At 72.1% G+C, this 14724-nt stretch carries 13 protein-coding genes; 6 read left to right on the top strand and 7 right to left on the bottom strand.

Features of this window, described 5'->3' with window-relative positions; genetic code table 11:
• Positions 1-4: 4 nt before the first annotated feature.
• Complete coding sequence (locus OG841_RS04650) at positions 5-673, top strand: peptidoglycan-binding domain-containing protein (protein ID WP_328642648.1); 669 nt, start codon at positions 5-7, stop codon at positions 671-673.
• A 9-nt stretch (positions 674-682) separates the two neighbouring features.
• Positions 683-1174 (top strand): flavin reductase family protein, encoded by a 492-nt coding sequence (locus OG841_RS04645; protein ID WP_328642649.1) that lies wholly within the window; start codon positions 683-685, stop codon positions 1172-1174.
• Positions 1175-1208: 34 nt separating this feature from the next.
• Here OG841_RS04645 and OG841_RS04640 read toward each other — a convergent pair whose 3' ends face one another.
• From OG841_RS04640 to OG841_RS04625, 4 genes are all read right to left on the bottom strand, one after another.
• Positions 1209-3653, bottom strand: coding sequence for a SpoIIE family protein phosphatase (locus OG841_RS04640; protein WP_328642650.1), 2445 nt, complete (start codon positions 3651-3653; stop codon positions 1209-1211).
• Positions 3654-3772: 119 nt separating this feature from the next.
• Positions 3773-4339 carry an antibiotic biosynthesis monooxygenase gene (locus OG841_RS04635; protein ID WP_328642651.1) on the bottom strand — a complete coding sequence of 189 codons (567 nt, stop codon included), beginning with the start codon at positions 4337-4339 and terminating at the stop codon, positions 3773-3775.
• A 48-nt stretch (positions 4340-4387) separates the two neighbouring features.
• Positions 4388-4774, bottom strand: coding sequence for a hypothetical protein (locus OG841_RS04630; protein ID WP_266555816.1), 387 nt, complete (start codon positions 4772-4774; stop codon positions 4388-4390).
• A 354-nt stretch (positions 4775-5128) separates the two neighbouring features.
• The gene (locus OG841_RS04625) at positions 5129-6052 is read right to left on the bottom strand and encodes a MurR/RpiR family transcriptional regulator (protein WP_266568397.1); all 924 of its coding nucleotides are present in this window, start codon (positions 6050-6052) and stop codon (positions 5129-5131) included.
• A gap of 169 nt (positions 6053-6221) precedes the next feature.
• On the opposite strand from OG841_RS04625, the gene OG841_RS04620 reads away from it, so the two are divergent.
• Positions 6222-6362, top strand: a complete 141-nt coding sequence (locus OG841_RS04620; RefSeq protein ID WP_328642652.1) for a hypothetical protein — start codon at positions 6222-6224, stop codon at positions 6360-6362.
• A gap of 40 nt (positions 6363-6402) precedes the next feature.
• The gene (locus OG841_RS04615) at positions 6403-6804 is read left to right on the top strand and encodes a DUF3662 domain-containing protein (RefSeq protein WP_328642653.1); all 402 of its coding nucleotides are present in this window, start codon (positions 6403-6405) and stop codon (positions 6802-6804) included.
• A 29-nt stretch (positions 6805-6833) separates the two neighbouring features.
• Here the strand turns inward: OG841_RS04615 and OG841_RS04610 are convergent, their stop codons facing one another.
• The 3 genes from OG841_RS04610 to OG841_RS04600 form a co-directional block, all read right to left on the bottom strand.
• Positions 6834-8513 (bottom strand): phospholipid carrier-dependent glycosyltransferase, encoded by a 1680-nt coding sequence (locus OG841_RS04610; RefSeq protein ID WP_371570567.1) that lies wholly within the window; start codon positions 8511-8513, stop codon positions 6834-6836.
• Between the two features lie 95 nt (positions 8514-8608).
• Positions 8609-10540 (bottom strand): phosphatase PAP2 family protein, encoded by a 1932-nt coding sequence (locus tag OG841_RS04605; RefSeq protein WP_328643738.1) that lies wholly within the window; start codon positions 10538-10540, stop codon positions 8609-8611.
• Between the two features lie 169 nt (positions 10541-10709).
• Positions 10710-11609, bottom strand: a complete 900-nt coding sequence (locus OG841_RS04600) for an N-acetylglucosamine kinase (protein WP_371563607.1) — start codon at positions 11607-11609, stop codon at positions 10710-10712.
• A 309-nt stretch (positions 11610-11918) separates the two neighbouring features.
• On the opposite strand from OG841_RS04600, the gene OG841_RS04595 reads away from it, so the two are divergent.
• Positions 11919-13049: an ROK family protein gene (locus tag OG841_RS04595; RefSeq protein ID WP_328642655.1), complete on the top strand. Its 1131-nt coding sequence runs from the start codon at positions 11919-11921 to the stop codon at positions 13047-13049.
• 276 nt (positions 13050-13325) lie between these two features.
• Entirely contained in the window at positions 13326-14648 is a 1323-nt protein-coding gene (locus tag OG841_RS04590; protein ID WP_328642656.1) for an extracellular solute-binding protein, read from the top strand.
• Positions 14649-14724 lie beyond the last annotated feature (76 nt).

Genomic DNA, 14724 nt, shown 5'->3' with positions numbered 1-14724 from the left:
CAGGATGCCGACACCGTCCGACCGAGGGGCGCCGCCGGACGGGCAGCCCATCGAACCCATCCGGGTGCTGCGCCCGCGCCGCACCGACGCGCTCGCGGAGCTGCTCAAGGACCTGCCGCCCCGAGCGGCCGTCGGATACGAGTCCATCGCGCTGCCCGGTCCGCCGTCGGGAGCCGAGGACGCGACCCAGGAACTGCCACCGGTCAGGGACCACGACCGCACCCGCCGCTCCCGTGACATCCCCCGCGGGCGGGTGCCCGGACTGCGCCGCACGGCGATCGCGGCGGCCGTGACCGCGGCCGCGGTGATCGGCTTCGGCGGTGCCCTCCTGCTGGCCGACCGTGGAGAGAGCACCGCGGCGGCGGCCCCGCAGCCCACCGCTACCGCCTCCGCGACCCCCACACCCACCCCGACCGCCTCCGGCGCCACCGACCCCGACGGGCCCGGCACCCTCCGCGAGGGAGACAACGGCCCCGAAGTCACCGACCTGCAGGAGCGCCTGCTGCGTATCCCGAACGTCTACGACAACGGCTCCACCGACGGCACCTACGACTCGACCCTGACCGCCGCCGTGGCCCGCTTCCAGCTCTGGTACGGCATCCGCGGCGACGAGGACGGGGTGTACGGCGACGACACACGACGCGACCTGGAGTCCCGCACGGGCGGCGGCTGATCGAAGAGGATGGCGGTCATGGACGCCTTCATCGACCGGCTCGACCCCGACATGTGCGTCGTGACCGCCGCGACGGACGGCGACCGCGCGGGCTGTCTCGTCGGATTCGCCTCCCAGTGCTCGATCGAGCCCGTGCGGTACGTGGTGTGGCTGTCGAAGGCCAATCGCACCTATCGGGTCGCCCGCACCGCGAGCCGCCTCGCCGTCCATCTCCTCACCCGCGAACAGCGTGGTCTCGCTGAGCTGTTCGGCGGGGAGACCGGGGACAGGACGGACAAGTTCGCCCGGGTCCCGTGGCGGGAGGAGGCCGGCGGGGCCGTCGTACTGGAGGACGCGGCGGCCTGGTTCGTCGGCACGGTCGTGCTGCGCGCCGACGGCGGTGACCACGTCGGGTTCGTCCTGGAGCCCCAGGTGTGGGGCGAGCGCGAGGACACCGGGGGAGCGAAGCTGCTGCGGCTCTCCGACACGACCTCCATCTCGCCCGGCCACCCGGCGGACTGAGCCGGGACCGAAGCACCGTGCGCGTCCCGGGGGTTCACTCCGGCCCGGACGGCACCCGGATGTCCACGACGCAGACGTCGTCGCGCCGCTCGCCCTCCAGCACCGAGGTCAGCAGCGGGACCAGGGTGCCGGGCTCGTCCGTGTGGTGTGCCGCGACCGCCGCGGCGAGCCGGTCCAGACCGCGGTCGATGCCCTCCGAGGGGCGCTCGACCAGGCCGTCCGTGTAAAGGAGGACCCGGTCGCCCGGCTCCAGGACGCAGCGCGCCTCCTCGAAGTTCGGATCGGAGCACGCCCCCAGCAGCATGCCGAGCGGGCGGTGGAGATACCGCACCTCTCCGTCCCGCACCAGCAGCGGCGGCGGATGGCCGGCCTGGGCCCACACCAGGCAGTGCTCAGCGGGGTCGTAGCGGGCCAGGACCATGGTCGCGGTGCCGTGGGAGTCGCGCGAGTGCAGCAGCAGGGTGTTGAGACGGGCGAGCGCTCCGGTCAGCGACGAGCCCGTGATGACCATGCCCTTGGCGGTGAAGCGCAGTTGGGCCATCGTGGCCACGGCGTCGATGCCGTGGCCGGCGACGTCACCGACGACGAACAGGGCGTCGCCGTCGGGCAGTTCGATGGCGCTGAACCAGTCGCCGCCGACGTGGATGCCCGACTGGGCGGGCAGATAGGCCACTTCGACCCGCAGCCCGGCGAGGCGGACCGGCCGGGTCGGCAGCGGCAGCAGCGCGTGCTGGAGGCGGGCGGCCAGGGTGCGCTCGGCGCGCAGCACGCCGTGCTGCGTCACGATGGCCTGCTCACTCTCGACCAGGGCCAGCTCGGCGCTGCGCTGCGCGGTGAGGTCCTGGACGAAGCCGTGCACCTCGGCGGGCTTGTTGTCGGTGTCCGCCACCACCTCGGCGACCATCCGCAGATGGCGGACCTCGCCGCCGCCGCTCCGGACCCGGAACGGGACGTCGAACTGCCGCCCCGTCAGGACGAGGTCGCGCACGGCCCGGGCCAGCACGGGGGCGTCCTCGGGCAGCGCGAGTTCCGGCAGGTCGGCGAGCCGGACCGGTCCGAGCGCCGGATCCCGGTTCAGGACGAGGAACGCCTGGGAGGACCAGCTGCCCTCGTCGGTGACCAGGTTCCAGTTGACCCAGCCCAGGTTCCCCAGCCGCTGCACGTCCGCCAGCCGCTGTTCCTGCCGGTCGGAGGAGTCGTGCCGGACCCAGGTGACGACCAGGGCGCCGCCGAGGCGGGCCGAGTGCACCGCGTATGTGGACAGTGCGGCGGTGCCGTCCACGACCTCCTGGTAGGCGAACGGCTCACCCTCGAACGGCTCGCCCCTGGCCAGCGTGCGCAGGCAGCCGTGCCACACCGCCTCCTGCGCCATGCTCGGGAAGCACTCCAGGATCCGTCGGCCGAGCAGTTGCCTGCCGGTGCGGCCCGCGACGTCGACCGCCTCCGCGGTGGCGGCGTCGATGCGGTAGTCCTCGACCTCTCCGGAGGGGTCACGCAGCGGCGTGAGCAGCATCGCCGAGCCCGGCAGCGAGTCGAACACGGCCTGGGCGGCGGCGACCGAAGCGGCGGTACTGCGCTCCGACCGGGGGCCGAAGGACCGCAGCCATCCGGCACACAGCCGGGCGACTGCCCGCAGCAGCTGCCGGGCCGGTGGTGAGAACGGCCCGCCTCGCACGCGCAGGATCCCCATGCAGACATCGACGCCGTCGCCGGTCGGCACCGGCAGCCAGGCGCGGGACAGCCAGCGCTCGGGCGGGTCCCCTATGAGCAGGTGCTGCTCCCGGTCCCGCGCGAAGTCCTCCAGCCAGCAGGGCTCCCGCGCCCGGAGTGCGTCGAGCGCGGGGATGCCGCTCAGCGGGGGAACCCGGGCCCACTGCGTGGCCAGGGTGGCTTCGATGCCGGCATGGCCGATCATTTCCAGCCCTCCGGCCGGCAGCGAACGGAAGAGCAGGAGAGCGTCGGCGTCGACGTCCGCCGCGAGTTCCTCCAGGAGACAAGCGGCCAGGTCCTGGGGGGTGGCGACATGGACGAGGGCCTTGCCGAGGCGGCCGAGCGCGGAGAAGCCGTCGTCCGGGTCGCAGGTGTCCCGCCCGGTGGGGACGGCGGCGCCGGTCCGAACGGCCCGCGGACCGGCCGGCCCGGGAACCGCGGCCAGGGGTATGCCGGGAAAACCGTGGGCGGGGCGGGGATCCTGAGCGGCGCCGGGCAGCGGGGGCATCAGGGCGCCGAGGGTGATCCAGCACTCCGCCAGCGGGGTGCGGTTGCCGGCCTTGGCGCGCTGGAGCAGCTCCTCGCCGGCCGCGTCCGGAGTGCACCCGGTCAGTGCCATGAGAGCGCCCTTGGTCCGCTCCAGCACCGCCGAGGTGGCGACCTGGTCCCGCAACCGGTCCATTTCCGCACGTTGTCTGGCCACGACCTTGGCCAGCGCGGCAATGTCGGGCGCGATACCGGCGTGTGAAGGGTCGGTGAACTCGCTCATCACGCGTTGAGCATCGCACATGCGCCACGCGCCGATCGTGCCCTTGTCACCAGACGTCCCACGCACCGGTGAGCCCGCCGGTTGACGGAACCGGCCGCGCGCCCCGGTTCGCGGCGGGGTCAGTGATCGGGCGGCGGGTACAGCCACCTTCGCAGCAGCCGGCTCAGAAGTGGCATCACCAGGTACGTGAGTACCGGCAGCAGCACCACCGGGAACACCGCGGCCCGCACCGGCAGCGGCCAGGCGGCCGTGCGGGGCGTGACCAGCCACTGGATCAGCAGCGTGCAGGGGAAGGCGCCGAGGAACGTGGTCAGCACCATCTTCCAGCGGACCGGGGGCCGCACCGTGGTGCCGGGCAGGCTGAACCAGGTCTCGAGGCCGGTGGTCGACTGCCGTTCGCTGCCGAGTTCGACGGCGATGTCGTCGATCCGTGCGTGCCAGGCCGCCCGCTCGTCCGACTCCAGCCAGGCGGTGAGCCGGTGCGCGTCGGACCAGCGCAGCACCGCGTGGAAGCGGTGACCGTCCTCGGGGCGCAGCCAGGACACGCCCTCATTGCCCGGGAACCGTCTGGCGCAGCGGGTGATCCCGCGGGTCCAGCGCTCGAACTCCTGCTCCCGGCCGGGGCGCACCTCCCAGGTGAGGACCGTCGTGACCGGATCCCCGCGCCGTACTTCGGTGGTGCTCATGGTCACCACGGGTCCCACGTACGGCGTGGGTCATGCCCTCGGGGAGGGTCAGCGCCCGTGGTGGTGGTCGACCAGGGCCTGGGTGACCGCGCGGATGCTGCGGGCGATGTGCTGGAGTTGCAGGACCTCGGCGGCGTACAGCTTGATCGTGTGCTCGATGACCGACTCCGGCAGCCCGAGCGACGGCAGGTCCGCACGGGCGGTCTGCAGTGCGGTGCGGGCGACCCGGATCTCGTGCTGGACCTGGATCTGCGCGTGCCGGGCGAGGAGTACGGTGTGCCGCATCAGGGCCGGGTAGCTCGCGTACCGCGCCGGCACCAGTTCGCGCAGCCACTTGGCCGCGGAGCGCTCCCAGTCGTAGCTGCCGGGCGTCTTGACCTGGCACGGCCAGTCCGGGCCGGTGCGGGTGGTGGTCCGCGTGGTCGTCAGGGGCATGGTGTTCGCTTCCGGGTGTACGGCGTCGTGCGGGTGGTGCGAGGGGTTGTGCGGCCCCGGTCTAGGGGATGACCGGGGCCGCCAAGGGCTCGCGTGCAGGCGAGGCCCATCGAACATCCCGGGCGCCGACGCGGGTAGGTGACGACGGCTCGGGATGTCCGTACAGGAGCCCTCTCGGGCGGTGTGGGGGGTGAGGACGGGGACAGGGGTGCGGGCGGGTCCCGGGGTGATCCCCGGGGTGATCCGTGAGAAGTATTTATATATGCCGTCCGCTTGGCAAGGAGTATGAAAACATTCATGCTCGATTTATTACGGATGGTCCCCTTGTGAAGCCGTATGGCCGGGGTGGAAGGGTCAGTCCCTGAGGAAGAACTGGTGCTGGTCGGAGATCTGTTCGTACTCCTCGAGCCGTGCCTGGGTGCGCTCGGGGTCGGCGTCGGTCATGGCCTGGAGCAGGGCGGCGGCGATCACACCGGGTGCCGCGTAGGAGTCGAAGACCAGCCGGGAGCCCGTGCCGGTGGTGAAGAGGACGTCCGCCTCGTCCGCCACGTGCCCGAGTGCCAGATCCGTGACGAGGGCGACCTTGAGGCCGGCGCTGCGGGCGACCCGCAGAGCGGTGAGGGTCTCCTGGGCGTGCCGCGGCATCGAGAACGCGAGCACCCAGGTGCCGCCCGCCTCGCGCGACTGCAGGAGGGCGTCGTAGGCGACACTGCCGCCGCGGGTGACCACCCGTACGTCGGGATGGATACGGCGTGCCGCATAGGCGAAGTACTCGGCCAGGGACGCCGAGATGCGCAGGCCAAGGATGGTCAGCGGGGTCGACTCGGACAGCTTGCGGCCGAGCTCGATCATCTGGTCGGGGTCGGCGAAGTCGCGGCGCAGGTTCTCCAGGTTCTCGATCTCCGCGTCGACCGCGGCCTGGAGTTCGTTGCCGCGCGACTCGTCGTCCGCGACCGGGCCGCCCGCGAGGGTGCTGAGCGCGATCGACTGGAGCTTCTCCCGCAGGGCGGGGTAGCCGCTGAAGCCCACGGCCGCGGCGAACCGCGTCACCGAGGGCTGGCTCACGCCGACGCGCTCGGCGAGATCGGTGATGGAGAGGAACGCCGCTTCGGTGATGTGCTCGATCAGGTACTGCGCGATGCGTCGCTGCCCCGGGGAGAGCCGGGGCCTGTCGAAGAGGGTCCTGAGCTGGGAGGCCGGGGCGGCCTCCGCTTCCGGTGCGGTCTTGCCCGAGGTGATCGCGGATGCCTGTGCGCGTGCCTGCTGCGGCGATGACACCGAGGCGCCTCCTTTGTCTGCCACGGGGAGTCAACATAGCTCACACCCCCCGATGACCAGCGCTTGTACGAAAGCTTCCGGCTACCACCGGGAGGGACGGATACGTGGCCGCCGGACGGGAACCCGCCCCTGCGCACACCCTTCGACGACATCCGAGGAGCAGTCCCGTATGACCGTCCCCGAGAAGGACCGGCCCGAGCAGCGGACCGGCGACGAGGACACACCCCAGGCCCCCGGCGGAAGCGGCCGCACGCTGCGCGAGGCGTTCGAGGAGGCGCGGGTGGAGCCCGACGACTTCGCCCAGGAATGACGCCGCACGCGAAACCCGATCTTTCGGCAGGAGAGACGCAATGGGTGCGCTGAGCACGCTGGAACAGGCCATGGAGCACGGATGGGAGGCACTGTGGGCGCGGCTCCTCGACCGGGAGCCCGTCGAACTCCTCGAGGCGCTGCGGCGCGAGTGCGACAGCCACGTGGTCGTGTGCAGTGAGAGCCGGGTGGTGGTCCCGAACGCCTACGACGTGGAACTCGCGGACTTCGCCTACGACGAACTGGTGCGCCGGGGCAGCAGTGTGGGCCAGGCGCTCACGGACAGCCTGGCCCGGCACGGCGAGCGGCAGGGCTACGAATGGGCGGGCCCGCTCACCGTGCACATCTCCAGGTCCGACCATGTGCCCAACGGCCGCTACCGCGTGACGAGCGGGGCGATGCCGCATGTGAGCGCCGAGGGATTCCAGCAGGCGATCCGCTGAGCGGACGGGTCCCACGCCCAGTGCGGTGATCATCGGCGATAGATCGTGATCGAGTGACCGACCTCGTCGACCGGACGGCTGCTGTCGATCAGCTCGGCCAGTCGCCCCTTCGCTTTGGCAACCGAGGAGTCCGACACGACCAGCAGTCCGCGCACGTCCTCCACCGGTACCCCGCGCGGATCGGACGCCTCGATGCCGTAGGCGGACGGCAGCCCGCTGCCCTTGTAGACGAGCCAGATCCGTTCGTCCGGATAGCGCTCGCGCAGCCGGTCGGCGAGCCGGCCGAGGTCCTGTCCCCAGTCGACGTTGGAGTCGTGCAGCCGCAGATGGGTGCGGGCCGGTCCGCCGAACGCCTCGTTGGAGTACGGCAGATAGAAGGGGAACGTCAGCAGTGAGCTGACCGCGACGAACAGCACCAGCGCCCCGGTCACGACCCTCGCCAGGCGTCGGCGCACCGCCACCACGCACCCGGCGGCCACCGTCAGGAACATGGGCAGGAAGAGCGCGTACCGGGTGCCGAAGTCGCGTGACCCCGTCATGGCCGAGGCCAGCAGCACCCCGGCGGGCACGAGCAGATACGGCGCGGCGGGCCGCAGCCGCCGTACCGCGACCAGCACCACGGCACCGGCGGCCCACAGGGCGAGCAGGCCCAGCGGGGTCTTCACCAGGAGTGCCGCCGGCAGGTAGTACCAGAGGTGCCCGGTGTACATCCGCCCGAACAGGAAGCCCTCCCACGGGTGGTTCTCGAAACGGAACTGGAGGCGCATCCCGTCCGCGTAGGCCTGGGGGAACGGCAGCAGATCGGCGAGGGTCCCCCGCAGCCCGTGCACCACCGGCACCTGGTCCTGGGACGTCCACCGCAGCCGCGGATCGACCACCAGATACGAGGCCCATACGACGGCGACGGCGGCCAGAGCCACCACGGCGGCCCCCGCGAGGACGCGCAGCAGCCGTCGGCGCGTCTCGTCACCGCGACGCGCGCTCCACACCGAGAGAGCGGCCAGTGCCAGCAGGACCGGCACGGCCGGCAGCGCGCTCATCTTCGTCGCCAGCGCCGCGCCGAGCGCCAGACCGGCGAGCGGCACGTACCGCCGTGGCCGCAGGCGGGCCCGCCACAGCAGCCACACCGAGGTGAGCAGGAACCCGGCCATGGGCACGTCGAGCGTGGCCAGGGAACCGTGGGCGACGACATCGGGGGAGAAGGCGTACAGGGCGAGCCCCGTGAGGCCCGCCGCCCTACCGGCGAGGTCCCGGGCGAAGGCGAACACGACAAGGCCGAACAGCAGCGTCAGCACGATCACCGGGAGCCTGGCCCAGAACATCAGCCGCCAGGGGTCGTTGCCCGACTCGTACAGCAGGTGGGGGCCCAGGTCGATCTGGGGCCCGTCGAACGCCGTGTCCACGTGCGGGTCGGCGACCGCCACCCCGACGGCGACGACGAGCTTGCCGAGCGGCGGGTGCTCGGGGTTGTAGCGGATGCCCTGACCGTGGAGGTACTCGGCGGCCGTCGCCACGTAGACGGGTTCGTCGATCGTCGGGGTCTGCTGCACGGCGGTCGTCACCATGACGGCGGCCATCTGGCCGAGCAGCACGACGACGAGGAGCGGCACCAGCCACCGCCGGGCCGGTCGTGGCTGCCGCACCTCGTCGTCGCGGGCCCCGGACTCGGGGACCGGGTCCAGGACCGTCTGCTGCTCGCTCGCCATCATCCGCCCCGCGGTGAGACCGGCCGGGCGGCGGCGGGAGCGATCCGGAGGCACCTCATGAGGGCCACTCTCGCATCAGCTCCCGCCCCGCGCGGGCGTCACCGCTTCAGGAGTCGTACCGACAGACCTTCCGTCGTGTAGACGGGTACGGCCCGCAGCGTGTCGGAGTTCAGTTCGACGCGGTCGAACTGGCCGCGCAGTCCCTGGCAGCCCAGGACACGGACCGTGCGCCCGGCCGTCGGCGGCTTGTCCGCGTCCAGCTTCAGCGACAGGACGCTGCCCGCCCCGAGCACCGCGCGCCGCGTCACCTCCAGGGCAGGCTCCTGACCCGACCGCAGGGTCAGCTCCAGCGCGCCGCCCTCCTGGCTGTACGTCCCGTGGACCTGCAGCGACTTGCCGCCCACCGTCAGCTTCCCGCCCTGCACCCGCACGTCTCCGTGGCCGAGCGCGTGCGCCGAACCGGCGACCAGCGCACCTTCCTTGAGTACGGTGCCGCCGGTGTACCGGTTGTGGCCCGTCAGCGTGAGCGTGCCGCTGCCCCTCTTGGTCAGACCGCCACAGCCGTCGATGTCGTTGCGCCAGGCGTCCGCCGCGTGGAAGCCGCCCGAGGCCGCGTCCAGCGTGACGGTCACACCGGAGTCGAAGGAGCCGTACCCGTCCGCCGCGGCGAACAGGTTGAGCCGGCCCCACTGCTCGAAGCCGTCCAGCAGGACATAGCCCGAGGGCAGCCCGGTGGTCCGCAGCACCTCACGCCGCTGCGCCGCGTCCAGGTACGGCAGCCGCGTCTCCAGCAGCACCTCCGCGCCCTTGGGCACGGTGAACGGCTTGTTGCCGCCGTCCCGGTTCAGCACATAGGTCAGCCGGGGCTTGACGGAACGGGCGTTGGCGTCCCGGTCCGCGTACGCGTCTGCGCCGTCCGAGTGGGCGTAGGCGAAGAGCGTGTCGGCCGTGGTGCCGGTCTGCTCGGTGAAGTACGTGAGCGCCTGCGCCCGCGCCGCGGCCTTGAGGTCGGCGTTCGCAGCGTCGGCCAGGGTGGCGGCGGCCAGTGCGGTGGCCATGATGCGACCGCCCATGACGTCGACCGTCGAATGCATGCCGGACATGATCCGGGTGTGGCTCAGCTCGAAGGCGCGGGTGACCAGTTCCTGGAAGCGCTCCGGTACGGCGTACGCGAAGGCCAGGCCCGCCAGGTGGAAGGCGTTGGTGTGGCCGCTGGGGAAGCCGCCGTCGTCCACCGGCGAGGTGCTGCGCTGGCGCAGCAGCTGGGGGGCGACGACCACCTCCGAGTCGTAGACCGGGAAGCCGAGCGCGTCCTTCGCGCCCGTGTCGACGACCTCGCTGTCCTCGTTCATGCGCCAAGGGCGCGGGTACTGGAAGGCGTACTTGCCGGGGTTGCCCGAGGCGTACGGGCCGCGCACGGTGTCGACCAGCTTGGCCACCTGGCCCAGCGAGGAGTCGTAGGAGCCCGCCCCGAGCGCCGAGCCCGCCGGGGCGTCGGCCGGTACGGCGTCGCTGATCGTGGTCGGCGGGGTGGTGTCGGGGGCGCTGGTGATCGAGGTGACCGCCTTGGCGCCGGACCGGTAGAGGCCGGCGAGCGGGCCGAGGCCGCCGATCATGGCGTAGCTCTGGTGCTGGCGGTCGTAGAGGAAGGCCTCCTTCGCCTGCGCCTCGGTGCGCGCCCGGGTGATGCGGGCGCAGTAGCGCATGTTGGCGCGCAGCACCTCGGGCCGCAGCGGGGTGCCGGTGTTCCAGGCGCCGCCGGTCTTCCATATACGGGCGAAACCGCCGAGGGCCCGCACCACCGCGTTGGTCTCGGGCGTCAGGTTCGCCATGACGTTGGACTTGTAGTCGTCCACGAAGGCGGCGGGGGCGGTGGCGGCCTTGGCGTCCGCGGCGCCCAGCCAGGAGGCGAACGTGGGCGCGGCCAGGATGCCGGCCGAGGCGCCCAGGGACGTCTTGAGGAATCCCCTTCGCTTCACGGCGCGTTCGGTGAGCGACGCGGGGGAGTGTTGCCCGGCGGATGACGGCATGGATCTGCCTCTCTGGAGTTCTGCGGCCGTACGGCCGGGGGCGGTGGTGCGGATGCGACTCATGATGCGTCAGGCGACGTGTGCGCCGAATGCGCTTTCTGAAGTCGTACGAGCGAAGATCTACGGGCGAGTCATGTCGGACCGGAGGAGACTCGGCGACCGGCGGATGTCACAGAAGTGAACGGGCCATCGCCACCGCGCCGTCCACCGGCGGCGCCCGCAGGGGACGCGGCCGTGCCGACGGCACGCCGTCGGCCAGCGCCGACACGAAGGCGTCGTACAGGGACGGCTGGGCGAGGACGGTACTGCCCGCGACCACGACATCGTCGACCACCACCCCGCGGGCGGCGAGCCGCTCGACGAGCCCGGCCAGGGCGCGGCCCGCCTCGGCGATCACGGTGCGGGCGAGCGGGGATCCGGCCTCGGCGGCGGCGAAGACGGCCGGGGCGTGCCGGCCCCACTCGGCGGAGGCGGCCGAGGCGTGCTCCAGCGCGGCGCCGAGTGCGGGTACTTCGGGGACGTCGAACCCGGACAGCAGGCCGAGCGCCAGCGGGTCGGGCTCTTCCCCGCGGTCGTGCGCCGCCCATACGGCTCGTACGGCCTCGCGGACGAGGCCGGCGGCTCCGCCCTCGTCGCCCAGGAGCGCGCCCCAGCCGCCGACCTGGACCGGTGTGCCGTCGGCGAACCGTCCCACGGCCACGGATCCGGTGCCGGCCACCAGGCCGACCCCCTTGTCCAGTCCCGCGGCGGGAACGAGCAGTTCGGCGTCGCCCACGACGAGCGCGGGCGCGTCGAAGTGGAGTTGGAGAGCGGTGCGGATCTGGGCGCACTGGCGCGGGGTCTCGCAGGCGTGCCCGCCGACGGCGAGGGCGGACGGGCGGGCGCCCGCGGGAAGTGCGTCCGCGGTCAGTGCGGCCAGCCACCCGGCGGCGGCCACCGGGTCGTGGGGCCGCCAGCCGCTGCTGGACCGGACGTGATCGGCGACAAGGGTGTCGCCCGCGAACGCGCGGAGCTGTGTCTTGGTGCCGCCCACGTCGATGCCGACAACCAGGGGTGCGGTGTCCTGCACGGAACCTCTTTCGTCGTTGCGCTGTGTGCTGCGACGGTGGGCGAACCGTGCCGGAGGGCAAGGCAGTTGGAGAACTAGGGAAGCCCCGGGACGGGCCTCTGACGGACCACGGCAGGCGAGTACCGTGACGTTCGTTAGGAAGTTAACTAACGAAGTACAGTGCGTGTCAATAGGCGTTACGCACCCGTCTTCCCGGGCCCTGGGCCCCGGGCGGGAACGCGGGACGCCGGAGCAACCCATCGCCGCCTCCCGCCGAGCCGTTCGGCCCGGGAGAGTGGCCTGTGACCTGGGGGAAGTGTGGAACACGACGTGGCTGGAGCCCCCCGTCTGACCGAAAGCGCCGGCGCCGTATTCGCCGTGCTGGCCCAGGCCGGTACCGCGACCCGGCCGCAGCTGGCGAGCCTCGCGCGGCTGTCCAAGCCGACGGTCTCCTCCGCCGTCGCCGAACTGGAGGGCGTCCACCTCGCCGCCCACTCCGGCACCTCCTCCGGCGGTACGGGCCGCAGCGCCGCCGTCTACCGCCTCGGCCCGGCCGCGGGTGCCGTGCTCGCCGTCGACCTCGGCCCCGCCGTCACCCGGGTCCGCGCCTGCGCCCTGGACGGCACCCTCCTCGCCGAGGCCGCCGGCCCCCGGGAGGAGGGCGCCGACGTGGTGCGCGACGCCCTGTCCGCGCTGCGGTCCGACGCTCCGCTGCGTGCCATCGTCGTGGCCGTCGGTGACGTCACCGCGCGGGCCGAGGAGGGCACCGTGCGTCCGGCGACCGCCAAGGCCGGCCCCGTCTTCGACGCGGTGGCCGTCGCGCTGCCGCCAGGGGTGCCCGTCCACCTCGAGAACAACGTCAACTGCGCCGCGCTCGCGGAACTGCACGAGGGCGCGGCCCGTGGCCGTCACACCTTCGGCTATCTGCGGATCGGCGTCGGTATCGGTCTGGGCATCGTCGTGGGAGGACATGTGCTGGCCGGGGCCAACGGCGCGGCCGGCGAGGTCGCCCGGCTGCCCTACCCCTGGGACGACGGCCTGGAGCCCCGCCATGAGGCCCTGGAGGACTACATCGGGTCCCGGTCCCTGCTGCGCCGGGCCGCCGAGGCCTGGCCCGCATCCGACGGCGCGTGCCCCCGCACGGCCGAGCAGCTCTTCGCCTTCGCCGGACAGGGCAGTGCCGCGGCCCGCGCGGTCGTCGACAGACACGCCGTGGACGTGGGCCGGCTGGCCGCCGCCGTGACCGCCGTACTGGACCCGGGACTGCTGGTGCTGGGCGGCAGCACCGGCGCGTATCCGCAGCTCCTGCCCGGTGTGCGGGCCGAGCTGGAGCGGCTCAGCTGGCCCACCGAGGTGGTCAGCAGCCAGGTCGGTGATCTCGGCACCGTCGTGGGCGCCGCCCGGCTCGCGGTCGCCCGAGGAGTCCAAACCGTGACCCAGGCAGCGCGGACGAAGCATTGACGGTTTCGGACTCGGTCTGCCAATGTCCGGACAAGCGCTTTCTAAGTCGGCCGGGACGTCGGCTTGGGGCGAGCGTCCCGCCCGTACTCGACGTACGGCAACCGCACCAGGGCGTGCTGGTGCGGCAGCGGCCATGACGGCCGGGGACCCTCGCTCTTCAGGATGACGCGGCCGGGCGAGGCCGCGCCCTCGGAAAGCAGACCCCTCCTGCACAATGCACCCGTGCCGCCTCCGTCGGCGCCGTGCTCCGTCCCGTACCACGAAAAGGGATCGAAGATGACCACTGTAGGTGTGCGGCGCTCCCGCCGACTCGGCCGCGGCGGCATGCGCCGTCTGGCCCCCCTCGCTGCCGTAGCCACGGCAGGTGTCATGCTGCTCTCCGCCTGCGGCGGGGGTTCCGACTCGGGCGGCACCTCCAAGTCCCTGACGTTCTGGATCTCCACGGTTCCGGGGCAGGACGCGGGCTGGAAGAAGATGGTGGCGCAGTACAAGAAGGAAACCGGCGTCGCCGTCAAGCTCGTCAACATCCCCTACGACGGCTACACCACGAAGCTGCACAACGCCGCGCAGGCCAACTCCCTGCCCGACGTCGCCGCCGTCCCGGCGCTGGACCCGATCTGGTCGAGCAAGCTGCTCGACCTCAGCTCCATCGCCAACAAGAAGAGCAACAACATCAACGCCAACTTCCTGGCGAAGGACTCGTCCGGGAAGGTGCTGTCCATCCCCTCGGACGTCACGGCGTCCGGCCTGTTCATCAACAAGTCGCTGTTCGAGAAGGCGGGCGTCTCCTTCCCGGCCTCGCCGTCGAAGACCTGGACCTGGACCGACTTCATCGCGGCGGCGAACAAGGTCCGCGAGAAGACCGGCGCCAAGTACTCCCTCACCTTCGACCAGTCGCCGTCCCGGCTGCGCGCCATGGTGTACGAGATGGGCGGCAAGTACGTCCACGCGGACTCCTCCGGCAAGTTCTCGGTGGACGCGGCGACCAAGAAGGCCGTGAACACCTTCGTCGGTTGGAACGACGACAAGACCATGCCGAAGTCGGTGTGGACCAGCGGCGCCGACCCGTCCGCCATGTTCCAGAGCGGTGACGTGGTCGCGTACTGGTCCGGCGTGTGGCAGGTCGCCTCCTTCGCGGACAGCATCAAGAAGTTCGAGTGGGCGAGCGTCCCGACCCCCGCCCAGCCGGTGCAGGCCAGTGACGTCAACAGCGGCGGCATGGTGGTGGGCTTCAACAACAACGGCGACGCGTCCAAGGCCGCGACGAAGTTCCTGTCCTGGCTGTACGAGCCGGCCCACTACAAGGCCCTGTGCGAGGCGTCCGGGTTCCTGCCGGTCGAGAGCGGTCTGAACCCGACGTATCCCTTCAAGTCCGAGGCGGCGCAGGCGGCGTTCAAGCTCTACAACGAGGAGATCCCGCTCTACGCCCCGATCTCCGGCTACTTCAACAGCGCGCAGACGAACTGGGTGCTGAAGGGCAAGACCATCACCGAGGACCCGACCAAGACGGAGCTCGGCAAGGCGATCAACGGCCAGCAGTCGGCCGACAAGGCCCTTCAGAACATCGTGGACGGCTACAACCAGCAGGTCGGCGGCTGATCGCAGGCCGCAAGCGCCCGGGCGGCGGTGTCCCGACCCCGTCGCCCGGCCCTGGCGGTCCACGTGATCCCGGGCT

The sequence above is a fragment of the Streptomyces canus genome (assembly GCF_041435015.1).
Taxonomy (GTDB): domain Bacteria; phylum Actinomycetota; class Actinomycetes; order Streptomycetales; family Streptomycetaceae; genus Streptomyces; species Streptomyces canus_G.
The sequence above is the reverse complement of the archived record's forward strand: the minus strand, read 5'-3'. Positions and strand labels throughout refer to the sequence as shown.

Coding starts and splice junctions, on each gene's coding strand:
- OG841_RS04650 (WP_328642648.1), top strand. CDS start 5: ATGCCGACACCGTCCGACCGAGGGGCGCCGCCGGACGGGCAGCCCATC.
- OG841_RS04645 (WP_328642649.1), top strand. CDS start 683: ATGGCGGTCATGGACGCCTTCATCGACCGGCTCGACCCCGACATGTGC.
- OG841_RS04640 (WP_328642650.1), bottom strand. CDS start 3,653: ATGAGCGAGTTCACCGACCCTTCACACGCCGGTATCGCGCCCGACATT.
- OG841_RS04635 (WP_328642651.1), bottom strand. CDS start 4,339: ATGAGCACCACCGAAGTACGGCGCGGGGATCCGGTCACGACGGTCCTC.
- OG841_RS04630 (WP_266555816.1), bottom strand. CDS start 4,774: ATGCCCCTGACGACCACGCGGACCACCACCCGCACCGGCCCGGACTGG.
- OG841_RS04620 (WP_328642652.1), top strand. CDS start 6,222: ATGACCGTCCCCGAGAAGGACCGGCCCGAGCAGCGGACCGGCGACGAG.
- OG841_RS04615 (WP_328642653.1), top strand. CDS start 6,403: ATGGGTGCGCTGAGCACGCTGGAACAGGCCATGGAGCACGGATGGGAG.
- OG841_RS04610 (WP_371570567.1), bottom strand. CDS start 8,513: ATGATGGCGAGCGAGCAGCAGACGGTCCTGGACCCGGTCCCCGAGTCC.
- OG841_RS04605 (WP_328643738.1), bottom strand. CDS start 10,540: ATGCCGTCATCCGCCGGGCAACACTCCCCCGCGTCGCTCACCGAACGC.
- OG841_RS04590 (WP_328642656.1), top strand. CDS start 13,326: ATGACCACTGTAGGTGTGCGGCGCTCCCGCCGACTCGGCCGCGGCGGC.